Below are 12,410 nucleotides of genomic sequence, written 5' to 3'. Positions count from 1 at the left end.
AGGATTGCTTCTAGGCGAATGCGACGTTGTAGATGCCTGCCGCGATGGCGCCGCCGATCAGCGGACCCACCACGGGGACCCAGGCGTAGCCCCAGTCGGAGCCGCCCTTGTTGGGCAGGGGCAGCAGGGCGTGCACGATGCGCGGACCGAGGTCACGGGCGGGGTTGATCGCGTAGCCCGTCGGGCCGCCGAGGGACAGGCCGATGGACACCACCACGAGCGCGGTGATCAGGGCGCCCAGCGTGCCGAGGCCGTTGCCCTTGTCGTTCAGGCCCTGGGTGAGCACGGCAAGCACCAGCACCACGGTGCCGATGATCTCCGTGGCGACGTTCTGCCAGGCGACCCGGACCTCGGGCCCGGTGGAGAAGACGCCCAGCACGGGGCCGGCGCCTTTCTCCTGGGCCTCGACGGCCTTGGCCGTGGTGGCCTGCGCGCCCGGACCGCCGACGATCTCGCGGTCGGTGAGGTGGGCGTGGAACTGGCCGTAGTAGGCGATCCAGACCAGGGCGGCACCGATCATGGCGCCGAGGATCTGTCCGGCCCAGTAGACCGGGACGTTCTTCCAGTCGCCGTCCTTGATCGCGATCGCCAGGGTCACGGCCGGGTTCAGGTGGGCGCCGGAGAGCGGCGCCGTGGTGTAGACCGCCGTGAGCACCGCGAAGCCCCACCCGAAGGTGATGGCGAGCCAGCCGGCGTTGCGGGCCTTGGATGCCTTCAGCGTGACGGCGGCGCAGACTCCGCCGCCGAGGAGGATGAGTATGGCGGTACCGATGGTCTCGCCGATGAAGATGTCGGAGCTGGACACCCGCGACTCCTTTGTCCTTCGTCCAGGGGGTGAAGTTCTCTACCGGCCTGGCGTTGTCACACTCTAGCGCGTATTGCCGGTAGCTGTTCGACAATGTCGACCGATGGACGGGAGTCTTGCTTCGGCGTTACGAGCACGTCAAGGGCTGTGTTGTCGAAAACACGATCGTTACTGATCGCCGCGGCCTCGTGGATCTCCGACGGCCGGGAGCGCGGGCATGCCGAGGACCGGAACGTCCCGCGGCGCCCCGGTCTCGTCTTGTCCCGTCAGAACCGCCCGGCGCCCAGGTCCCGCGACACCGCACGGGCGCAGTCCCGGACCGCCGCGATCAGCTCGGGGCGCAGCGCTCCCTCTTCGTCGGACCGGCACAGCCGCTCCACGGCGCCGGTGATGCCGACCGCGCCGACCGGCATGCGCCGCCGGTCGTGGATGGGCGCGGCGAGGGAGGCGACGCCCTCCCAGGTCTCCTCGACGTCCGCCGCGTAACCACGCGCGCGTGTGACGTCGAGGATGTGCTCGAAGGCCTCCGGCTCGCACACGGTCCGGTCGGTGAACGCCTTGCGATCGGCCTCCAGGGCCTCGCTGTGCGCCACCGGGTCGTATGCGGAGAGCACCTTGCCCAGCGCCGTGGAGTGCAGCGGCTGCATGGCCCCGATCTCCAGGACCTGCCGGCTGTCGTCGGGCCGGAAGACGTGGTGCACGATCAGCACGCCCTGCTGGTGCAGGACGCCCAGGTAGACGCTCTCGCCGCTGGAGCGGGCCAGGTCGTCGGCCCACACCAGGGCGCGCGCCCGCAGCTCGTGCACATCGAGGTAGGTGGTGCCCAGGCGCAGCAGCTCCGCGCCGAGCTGGTAGCGCCCGGAGGCGTCGTCCTGCTCCACGAAGCCCTCCTGCTGGAGGGTGCGCAGTATGCCGTGGGCGGTGCCTTTGGCCAGGCCCAGCGACGAGGCGATGTCCGACAGGCCGAGCCGCCGCTCGCCGCCCGCGAGCAGCCGCAGCATCGCGGCCGCCCGTTCGAGCGACTGGATGTTCCGTGCCATCGCCGTACTGCCTCCGTCCCCTTCGACCGCCGGCCAGCGGCGCCCGCAGCCTTTGTTCGGCAATGCCGAACACTACCGGTCGTTGTCGACCTCTCGCTAATGGCGGGTCACCATTTGTTGCGCCGGCGGGTCGCCACTGTGGTGCAGCGGCGGCGCGCCGGGGTGCGTCACGGGTGCTCATCAGTGCCCACAACGGCCGTCCGGGACGCCAAGCGCGTCCGTCCCGTGGACGCCCTGCCCATCCCGGCCCGCTCCCGGTTACGCTGGCGCCGTGCGCCTTTTCCCGGATGCCCTCCGCGTGTCCGGGCAGCCGCATAGCCGACAGCCGTCGCACTTGAGGGAGCCCCTTACATGGCCTCGTTGCCACCGACCCCTTCCGCTGACAACCGGACCCGCGTGTCCGCCCTCCGAGAGGCCCTGGCCACCCGTGTGGTCGTGGCCGACGGGGCCATGGGCACCATGCTCCAGGCGCAGGACCCGACGCTGGAGGACTTCGAGAATCTCGAGGGCTGTAACGAGATCCTCAACGTGACCCGGCCGGACATCGTCCGTTCGGTCCACGACGCGTACTTCTCGGTCGGCGTCGACTGCGTCGAGACCAACACCTTCGGCGCCAACCACACGGCCGCGGCGGAGTACGAGATCTCCGACCGGGTGCACGAGCTGTCCGAGGCGGGTGCCAGGATCGCCCGCGAGGTGGCCGACGAGTACGCCGCCGGAGACGGCCGGCCGCGCTGGGTGCTCGGCTCGATCGGCCCCGGCACCAAGCTGCCCACGCTCGGCCACGTCACCTACGCCACCATCCGCGACGGCTACCAGGCCAACGCCGAGGGCCTGCTCGCCGGCGGCGCGGACGCGCTGCTCGTGGAGACCACCCAGGACCTGCTCCAGACGAAGGCCTCCGTCCTCGGCGCCCGCCGGGCCATGGAGGCCACCGGCGTCGAGGTGCCCCTGCTGTGCTCGATGGCCTTCGAGACCACCGGCACCATGCTGCTCGGCTCCGAGATCGGCGCGGCGCTGACCGCCCTGGAGCCGCTCGGCATCGACATGATCGGTCTGAACTGCTCCACCGGTCCGGCCGAGATGAGCGAGCACCTGCGCTACCTGACGCGCCACTCGCGCATCCCCCTGCTGTGCATGCCGAACGCCGGCCTGCCGATCCTCACCAAGGACGGCGCCCACTTCCCGCTCGACCCCGAGGGCCTGGCCGACGCCCAGCAGAACTTCGTCCGGGACTACGGCCTGTCCCTGGTCGGCGGCTGCTGCGGCACCACCCCCGAGCACCTGCGCCAGCTCGTCGAGCGCGTCCGGGAGGTCACGCCGACCGAGCGGAACCCGCAGCCCGAGCCGGGTGCGGCGTCGCTGTACCAGAGTGTGCCGTTCCGGCAGGACACCTCCTACCTGGCGATCGGCGAGCGGACGAACGCCAACGGTTCGAAGAAGTTCCGCGAGGCCATGCTGGACGGCCGCTGGGACGACTGCGTGGAGATGGCCCGCGAGCAGATCCGCGAGGGCGCGCACATGCTCGACCTGTGCGTGGACTACGTCGGCCGTGACGGTGTCGCCGACATGGAGGAGCTGGCCGGCCGCTTCGCCACCGCCTCCACGCTGCCGATCGTGCTGGACTCCACCGAGGTCGAGGTCATCCGCGCCGGTCTGGAGAAGCTCGGCGGCCGCGCGGTGATCAACTCGGTCAACTACGAGGACGGTGACGGCCCCGAGTCCCGCTTCGCCAAGGTCACCCAGCTCGCCAGGGAGCACGGCGCCGCCCTCATCGCGCTGACCATCGACGAGGAGGGCCAGGCCCGCACCGCCGAGAAGAAGGTCGAGATCGCCGAACGGCTGATCGACGACCTGACCGGCAACTGGGGCATCCACGAGGAGGACATCCTCGTGGACTGCCTGACCTTCACCATCTGCACCGGCCAGGAGGAGTCCCGCAAGGACGGCATCGCCACCATCGAGGGCATCCGCGAGCTGAAGCGGCGCCACCCGAAGGTGCAGACCACGCTGGGCCTGTCGAACATCTCCTTCGGTCTCAACCCGGCCGCCCGTATCCTGCTGAACTCCGTCTTCCTCGACGAGTGCGTCAAGGCGGGCCTGGACTCGGCGATCGTGCACGCGAGCAAGATCCTGCCGATCGCCCGCTTCAGCGAGGAGGAGGTCCAGACGGCTCTGGACCTCATCTACGACCGGCGCGCCGAGGGCTACGACCCGCTGCAGAAGCTCATGCAGCTGTTCGAGGGCGCCACCGCCAAGTCCCTCAAGGCCGGCAGGGCCGAGGAGCTGGCCGCTCTGCCGCTGGACGAGCGCCTGAAGCGCCGCATCATCGACGGCGAGAAGAACGGCCTGGAGGCCGACCTCGACGAGGCCCTGCAGTCCCGCCCGGCCCTGGACATCGTCAACGACACACTGCTGGACGGCATGAAGGTCGTCGGCGAGCTGTTCGGCTCCGGCCAGATGCAGTTGCCGTTCGTGCTGCAGTCGGCCGAGGTGATGAAGACGGCCGTCGCCCACCTCGAACCGCACATGGAGAAGGTCGAGGGCGACGAGGCCGGCAAGGGCACCATCGTGCTGGCCACCGTGCGCGGCGACGTGCACGACATCGGCAAGAACCTCGTCGACATCATCCTGACCAACAACGGCTACAACGTCGTCAACCTGGGCATCAAGCAGCCGGTCTCCGCGATCCTGGACGCCGCCGAGGAGCACAAGGCCGATGTCATCGGCATGTCCGGTCTCCTGGTCAAGTCCACCGTGATCATGAAGGAGAACCTGGAGGAGCTGAACAGCCGCGGCCTCGCCGCCCGCTTCCCGGTGATCCTGGGCGGAGCCGCGCTGACCCGCGCCTACGTCGAGCAGGACCTGCACGAGATCTACGAGGGCGAGGTCCGCTACGCCCGCGACGCCTTCGAGGGTCTGCGCCTGATGGACGCCCTGATCGGCGTCAAGCGGGGCGTGCCCGGCGCGAAGCTGCCCGAGCTGAAGCAGCGCCGGGTCCGGGCGACGGCCCCGGCCGCCGTGGAGGAACGCCCCGAGGAGGGGCACGTCCGCTCCGACGTCGCCACCGACAACCCCGTGCCCGAGCCGCCCTTCCGCGGCACCCGCGTGATCAAGGGCATCCAGCTCAAGGAGTACGCGAGCTGGCTCGACGAGGGCGCCCTGTTCAAGGGCCAGTGGGGCCTCAAGCAGGCCCGCACCGGCGAGGGCCCGACATACGAGGAACTGGTCGAGACCGAGGGCCGGCCCCGGCTGCGCGGGCTGCTGGACAAGCTCCAGACGGAGAACCTGCTGGAGGCGGCCGTGGTCTACGGCTACTTCCCGTGCGTCTCCAAGGACGACGACCTGATCATCCTGGACGACCAGGGCAACGAGCGCACCCGCTTCACCTTCCCGCGCCAGCGCCGCGGCCGGCGCCTGTGCCTGGCCGACTTCTTCCGCCCGGAGGAGTCCGGCGAGACGGATGTCGTGGGCCTCCAGGTCGTCACCGTCGGCTCGCGCATCGGCGAGGAGACCGCCCGCCTCTTCGAGGCCAACGCCTACCGCGACTACCTCGAACTGCACGGCCTGTCCGTGCAGTTGGCCGAGGCGCTCGCCGAGTACTGGCACGCGCGCGTGCGCTCCGAACTCGGCTTCGCCGGTGAGGACCCGGACGAGATGCAGGGCATGTTCGAACTGAAGTACCGGGGCGCCCGTTTCTCCCTCGGCTACGGCGCCTGCCCCAACCTGGAGGACCGCGCCAAGATCGCCGACCTGCTCCAGCCGGAGCGCATCGGCGTCCACCTGTCCGAGGAGTTCCAGCTGCACCCCGAGCAGTCCACGGACGCCATCGTGATCCACCACCCGGAGGCGAAGTACTTCAACGCCCGCTGAGCCCCCCACCGGACGCACGGCACAGCGGCCCCCGGCGTACACACGGTGTGCCCGGGGGCACAGCGGTTAAACGAGGCACTTCGTCCGCACACGACGTAGACTGGTCGGTCCACTGCAGGCCGGTTCCCACGTGGGAACCGGCCTGATCGTCCCTCAAGGAGGTAGGTGGATGACCAGTACGGTCCCCGCGCTCGGTACACGTACGGCCGAAGGCTCGGCCCTACAGGCCGTGCTCGTCGACATGGACGGCACCCTGGTGGACACCGAGGGCTTCTGGTGGGACGTCGAGGTCGAGGTCTTCGCCTCCCTCGGCCACGTGCTCGACGAGTCATGGCGCCACGTCGTGGTCGGCGGCCCCATGACCCGCAGCGCCGGGTTCCTGATCGAGGCCACCGGCGCGGACGTCACCCTCGACGAGCTCACGGTGCTCCTGAACGACGGCTTCGAGAAGCGCATCGGCCGCTCCCTGCCGCTGATGCCGGGCGCCGGACGGCTGCTGGCCGAGCTGTACGAGTACGAGATCCCCACGGCCCTCGTCTCCGCCTCGCACCGGCGCATCATCGACCGGGTGCTGACCTCCCTGGGCGCGCACCACTTCGCCCTGACGGTGGCCGGAGACGAGGTCCCGCGCACCAAGCCCCACCCCGACCCGTACCTGGCGGCCGCCGCCGGACTCGGCGCCGACCCCGTCCGGTGCGCCGTCATCGAGGACACCGCGACCGGAGTCGCCGCCGCCGAGGCCGCGGGCTGCCAGGTCGTGGCGGTGCCTTCCGTGGCCCCCATCGCCCCGGCCCTGAGGCGTACGGTCGTCACCTCTCTCGAAGAGGTCGACCTGACATTTCTGCACGGCCTGATGACGGAAATGCGCTAGGTGTTCACCCAGCGTGCAGCGGTGTTAGGACGGTAATTCCGAAGGTGAATTCGAACTCCCAGGAGGGTCGAATTCCCGTACCTTCGAACCCGTTTACTGGTGTGACGTTCCCCACGTAATCCGGGGTCGACACCAAGTCCGGCGTGTGCTGCGCACCCTCTCCGGAGGGTCGTGGGCGTGCCCTTGTGTCCCGATTGGTGGAACGCTGCACCAAAGCTTCCGCTGTCAGGTTTTCGGTGCGTCCACGCCCGGTTCCGCAGCGTGATGGGTACTCAACTCCGGTGGCGGCGAACCCTCCTGCCGGCCGCGACTAATCTCGTCGCGAGAACATCGCCCCACCCCCGTGATCCGCTGCGCCACCCCTGCATGCCGGGTACACGGAGTCGACAGCTCTGGAGAAACTCGAGCATGAACCGCAAGACTTTGGTGCTGCCGGCCGTGATCGGCCTGCTCGCGCCGGTGCTCGCCGCCTGTGGCGGGTCCGACAGCGGGAGCGACAACGGCGGCGCGATCGTCGTCGGCACCACGGACCGGTTCACCGCCTCGAAGGACGCCCCCGCGCCCCTCGACCCGGCGTACGCCTACGACGTCGGCACCTGGAACATCCTGCGTCAGACCGTGCAGACCCTGATGATCCAGCCGCGCGGTGAGGGCGAGCCGGTACCGGAGGCCGCCGAGCGATGCGGCTTCACCGACACCGGCAACGAGCGCTACGCCTGCACCCTGCGGGACGGCCTGAAGTTCGCGAACGGCGACCCCGTCACCGCGGCCGACGTCAAGTACTCGATCGACCGGGCCCGTTCCCTCAAGGCCGACAGCGGCGTGTTCGCGCTGCTGTCCACCATCGACACTGTCGAGACGCAGGGCGACCGCGAGGTCATCTTCCACCTCAAGACCGCCGACGCGACCTTCCCGTACAAGCTGTCGACACCGGTCGCCGGCATCGTCGACCCCGACGAGTACCCGAAGAACAAGCTGCGCGACGGCTTCGACCTCCAGGGCTCCGGCCCGTACACCCTCAAGGCCGACGTCGAGAACGGCGAGCTGGTCAAGGCCGAGTTCACCCGGAACCCCGACTACAAGGGGAGCCTGGAGGTGAACAACGACAAGGTCGACATGGTCTCCTTCAAGGACGCCGACGCCATGGGTGAGGCGCTGAAGAAGGGCGACATCGACCTGATGACCCGCGCCATGTCGCCCGACCAGATCCGCAAGCTCTCGGGCGACTCGGGCACCGGCGTCGACCTCGTCGAGATGCCCGGCCTGGAGATCCGCTACCTGGGCTTCAACACCGACGCCCCGACCGTGAAGTCCAAGGCCGTGCGCCAGGCGATGGCCCAGGTCGTCAACCGCAGCGAGCTGGTCTCCAAGGTCTACGGCTCCCAGGCCGAGCCGCTGTACTCGCTGGTCCCGGCCAGCATCACGGGCCACTCCAACTCGTTCTTCAACAAGTACGGCGACCCGAACGTCACCAAGGCCCGCTCCCTGCTGAACCAGGCGAACGTCACCACCCCGGTGAAGCTGACGCTGCACTACACCACCGACCACTACGGCCCGGCCACCAAGAAGGAGTTCGAGGTCCTGCGCGACCAGCTCAACTCCAGCGGCCTGTTCGAGGTCGGCATCAAGGGCACGCCGTGGAACACGTTCCGCCCGGCCGAGAAGAAGGGCGAGTACGACGTCTACGGCATGGGCTGGTTCCCGGACTTCCCGGACGCCGACAACTTCCTCGCTCCGTTCCTGGACAAGGACAACACCCTCGGCTCGCCGTACGACAACAGCCAGATCCGCAACACCCTGATCCCGGAGTCCCGCCGTGAGGCGGACCGGCTGTCCGCCTCCGCCAGCCTGACGGACATTCAGGACATCGTCGCCTCCGACGTGCCGGTGCTGCCGCTGTGGCAGGGCAAGCAGTACGTCGCCGCGCGCGACGACATCACGGGTACCGCGTACGCGCTCAACTCCTCGTCGACGCTCCAGTTGTGGGAGCTCGGCCGGGGCGTGAGTGGCTGACGGACCCGCTGGGACCCCGGGGCCGGTGACCGCGGCCCCCGGGGAACCGTGCCCCGGAGCCAGGGACGTGCTCCGGGTGTTCTCGAGAACCGACGACAAGGCACACACGTGAACATACGCAACCAGTGGCCGGTCCTGCCCATCGTGGCGGGGCTCGCCTCCGGCCTGCTGACCGGCTGTGGCACGGAGACCGGAGACTCCGCGGGGGACGGCTCCAACGTGGTGGTGGGGATGTCCGACGACGTCCTGGCCACCGACCCGGCCTCCGGCTACGACCCCGGCTCCTGGCTGTTGTTCAACAACGTCTTCCAGTCGCTGCTCAGCTTCCCCAAGGGCGCAACGGAACCCCAGCCGGAGGCCGCCGAGAGCTGCTCCTTCACCGACACGCAGACCACGGTCTACAAGTGCACGCTGAAGGACGGCCTCAAGTTCAGCAACGGTGACGCGCTCACCTCCGAGGACGTCAAGTTCTCCTTCGACCGCATGCTGAAGATCAAGGACCCGGACGGGCCCGCGGTCATGTTCCCCACGCTGGAGAAGGTCGAGACGCCGGACGAGAAGACGGTCGTCTTCCGGCTCAACACGGCCGACGCCACCTTCCCGAGCAAGATCGCCTCGGGTGCCGGCTCCATCGTCGACCACCGCGAGTACGACGCGGACGGGCTGCGCAAGGACGGCAAGGCCGTCGGCTCCGGCCCCTACCAGCTCGACTCGATCGACGACGAGCAGGCCGTCTTCTCCGTCAACGAGAACTACAAGGGCACCGCCGAGGTGAAGAACACCGGTGTGACGCTCAAGTTCTTCGACGGCGACCAGACCGCCCTGAAGCAGGCCATCCAGAACGAGGAAGTCGACATCGCCTACCGCGGCCTGACCGCCGGCGACATCGCCGACATGGAGAAGGCCGATGACGGCACCGGCGTCGAGGTCGTCGAGGGCAGCAGCGCCGAGGTCCAGCACCTGGTGTTCAACATGGACGACCCGGTCGCCGGAAAGCTCGGCGTCCGCAAGGCCATCGCCCACCTGCTCGACCGCGAAGCCCTCATCAGGGATGTCTACCAGGGCACCGCGACCCCGCTGTACTCGATCATCCCGGCGGGTATCGCCGGCCACAACACGGCGTTCTTCGACACCTACGGAGCCCGCCCCTCCAAGGCCAAGGCCCAGGCCGCGCTGCGCGAGGACGGCATCACCGGCAAGGTGAAGCTGACCCTGTGGTCGACGCCGTCCCGCTACGGCCCCGCCACGGACCAGGAGTTGACGGCCATCGCCGGCCAGCTCAACGCCAGCGGCCTGTTCGACGCCGACGTCAAGTCCGTCCCCTTCGGCCAGTACGAGAAGGACATCGCGGCCGGCAAGTACGGCGTCTACGTGAAGGGCTGGGTGCCGGACTACCCGGACGCCGACAACTTCACGGCCCCCTTCTTCGGCAAGGGCAACGTGCTGGGCAACAACTACGACAACAGCAGCATCACCGGCACGCTCATCCCGCGCACCGCCGCCCTGACCAACCGGGCCGCCACCGACAAGGAGTTCGGGGAGCTGCAGGACATCGTCGCCGACGAACTGCCCGTCCTGCCGGTGTGGCAGGCCAAGCAGTACGCGGTCGTCCGCGACGGCGTCTACGGACTGGAGTACTGCCTCGACGCGTCCACCGTGTTCCGCTTCTGGGAGCTGAGCAAGGACGCCTGACGCACCCGCGCGAAAGAGGGCGCCCCCTGCTCGGCAGGGGGCGCCCTCTTCGTGTTCCGGGCGGGCAGGCCTACTGCGCGCCGGGGCGCACCAGCCCGCTCTCGTAGGCGTACACCGCGGCCTGCACGCGGTCGCGCAGACCCAGCTTGGTGAGCACATGCCCGACGTGCGTCTTGACGGTGGTCTCGCTGACGAACAGGTCGGCGGCGATCTCGGCGTTGGACAGCCCGCGCGCCACCAGCTTCAGCACCTCGACCTCGCGGTCGGTGAGCGTGTGCAGCGTGTCCGGCACCGGCTCCTCGCCCGACGGCAGATGCGTGGCGTACTTGTCGAGCAGCCGCCTGGTGATGCTCGGCGCGAGCATCGCCTCACCCGCTGCCACGACCCGGATCGCCTGCACCAGCTCGTTGGCCGGGGCGTCCTTCAGCAGGAAGCCGCTGGCACCGGCCCGCAGGGCCTCGACCACGTACTCGTCGAGGTCGAAGGTGGTCAGCACCAGGACCTTCGCCGGACCGTCCCGCCCGGGGCCGGTGATCTGCCGGGTCGCCTCCACACCGTCCATCCGCGGCATGCGAATGTCCATCAGGACCACGTCGGGCTGCAGCGCCCGCACCTGGTCGAGCGCCTGGAGGCCGTCTCCGGCCTCGCCGACGACCGCGAGGTCCTGCTCGGCCTCCAGGATCATCCGGAAGCCCGTACGGAGCAGGGGCTGGTCGTCGACCAGTAGGACGCGGATGGCCACGTAAGTCTCCTTCGCTAGTCCGGCCCCATTCTGCCCTGCGCGAGGCCGCCGGACTCAGCCGCCCTGGCCGGTCGCCCGCAACGGCAGCGGGTACGGCGGGGGAGTGCCGCCGAACTCCGGGCAGTGGGCCTGGTGGTCGCACCAGCCGCACAGCTTCGTGGGGCGCGGCCGCCAGTCGCCCGTCTCGGTCGCCAGCCGGATCGCCTCCCACAGCGCCAGCAGCTTGCGCTCGACCCGCTCCAGGTCGGCGAGGACGGGGTCGTACGTCAGCACCTGACCACTGCCGAGGTAGACCAGCTGGAGCCGCCGCGGGACCACGTTCTTCAGCCGCCAGACGACGAGGGCGTAGAACTTCATCTGGAACAGGGCGCCCTCGGAGTACTCGGGCCGGGGGGCCTTCCCCGTCTTGTAGTCGACGATCCGCACCTCGCCCGTGGGCGCCACGTCGACCCGGTCGATGATGCCGCGCAGCCGCAGCCCGGACTCCAGCTCGGCCTCGACGAACAGCTCCCGCTCGGCCGGCTCCAGCCGGCTGGGGTCCTCCAGGCTGAACCAGCGCTCGACGAGCTGCTCGGCCTCGCCCAGCCAGCGCGCCAGCCGCTCGCCCTGCGGATCGTCGGCGAACAGCTCCACGACCTCCGGCCGCGTCTCCCGCAGCCGGTCCCACTGGCCCGGGATGAGCGACTTCGCCCGGGGTGCCGTGCGCTCGGCCGCCGGGGCGTCGAAGAGCCGCTCCAGGACCGCGTGCACCAGCGTGCCCCTGGTCGCCGCCTCGCTCGGCTTCTCCGGCAGCCGGTCGATGACCCGGAAGCGGTAGAGCAGCGGGCACTGCATGAAGTCACTGGCACGTGAGGGGGACAGCGAGGCGGGCGCTATGGCGGTGGGCGCCGTCTCGGTCGCCGTCTCCACCGCCGTCTCGATGACCGCCTCCACGGATCCGGCCGGGGCCGGCGGATCCACCGCCGCGGCAGGACTGCTGTCGGGCTGCGCGGCGCCCTCGGTGCTCGTCTCCATGTCCCAGACCATACGGCCCGCCACTGACAGTGACCCAGCCGCGGTCACGCGGCGGGCGGGAGCGAGGAGGCGGGGTGGAGGGAAACTCAGGGGTGCCGGGGCGGAACGCGCCTCGACGGACGCATACCATCGACTCGAGACCCTCCCGTCCGGCAGGCGCGGGAGACGCGGCGAACGAGGGGACACCGGTGGACGAGAGCGGCGGGCGCGGGCAGCCGCGGTCCGGCAACGAGGAGTCGGCCGAGCGCCACGCAGGGCCTCCGGCCCGGGCCACCGACCCCACCTCCACCGACGAACAGTCCACGGACGTACGGCGGTTCACCTCCACGAGCGACGACGCCGCCCCTCCCGCGACGCCGC

The 12,410-nt window shown here is 69.8% G+C and carries 7 protein-coding genes and 1 pseudogene; 4 read left to right on the top strand and 4 right to left on the bottom strand.

The features are described from left to right. Nucleotides 1–10: 10 nt before the first annotated feature. On the bottom strand, nt 11–805 hold the full coding sequence (locus CA983_RS07535; protein ID WP_086600090.1) for an MIP/aquaporin family protein: 795 nt from the start codon (nt 803–805) through the stop codon (nt 11–13). A gap of 266 nt (nt 806–1,071) precedes the next feature. After that, nucleotides 1,072–1,845, bottom strand: coding sequence for an IclR family transcriptional regulator (locus CA983_RS07530; protein WP_086600089.1), 774 nt, complete (start codon nt 1,843–1,845; stop codon nt 1,072–1,074). A 351-nt stretch (nt 1,846–2,196) separates the two neighbouring features. On the opposite strand from CA983_RS07530, the gene metH reads away from it, so the two are divergent. The 4 genes from metH to CA983_RS07510 all read left to right on the top strand — a co-directional run bounded on the left by metH (nt 2,197) and on the right by CA983_RS07510 (nt 10,294). After that, a complete protein-coding gene (gene metH / locus CA983_RS07525; RefSeq protein ID WP_086600088.1) occupies nt 2,197–5,718 on the top strand; it encodes a methionine synthase in 3,522 nt (1,173 codons plus the stop codon). Between the two features lie 169 nt (nt 5,719–5,887). Further along, a complete protein-coding gene (locus CA983_RS07520) occupies nt 5,888–6,589 on the top strand; it encodes an HAD family hydrolase (protein WP_086600087.1) in 702 nt (233 codons plus the stop codon). A gap of 408 nt (nt 6,590–6,997) precedes the next feature. After that, nucleotides 6,998–8,602, top strand: coding sequence for an ABC transporter substrate-binding protein (locus tag CA983_RS07515; protein WP_086600086.1), 1,605 nt, complete (start codon nt 6,998–7,000; stop codon nt 8,600–8,602). A 108-nt stretch (nt 8,603–8,710) separates the two neighbouring features. After that, a complete protein-coding gene (locus CA983_RS07510) occupies nt 8,711–10,294 on the top strand; it encodes an ABC transporter substrate-binding protein (RefSeq protein ID WP_086600085.1) in 1,584 nt (527 codons plus the stop codon). 70 nt (nt 10,295–10,364) lie between these two features. On the opposite strand, the gene CA983_RS07505 is transcribed toward CA983_RS07510, so the two are convergent. Together CA983_RS07505 and CA983_RS07500 are read right to left on the bottom strand one after the other, a co-directional pair. Further along, nucleotides 10,365–11,036, bottom strand: a complete 672-nt coding sequence (locus CA983_RS07505) for a response regulator (RefSeq protein WP_010045368.1) — start codon at nt 11,034–11,036, stop codon at nt 10,365–10,367. Nucleotides 11,037–11,050: 14 nt separating this feature from the next. Then, nucleotides 11,051–12,050 (bottom strand): annotated as a pseudogene (locus CA983_RS07500) (RecB family exonuclease). Nucleotides 12,051–12,410: the final 360 nt, after the last annotated feature.

Origin of the sequence: Streptomyces swartbergensis, from assembly GCF_002148965.1 — a bacterium.
GTDB classification, from domain to species: domain Bacteria; phylum Actinomycetota; class Actinomycetes; order Streptomycetales; family Streptomycetaceae; genus Streptomyces; species Streptomyces swartbergensis.
This window is presented reverse-complemented; position numbering and strand designations above follow the sequence as displayed.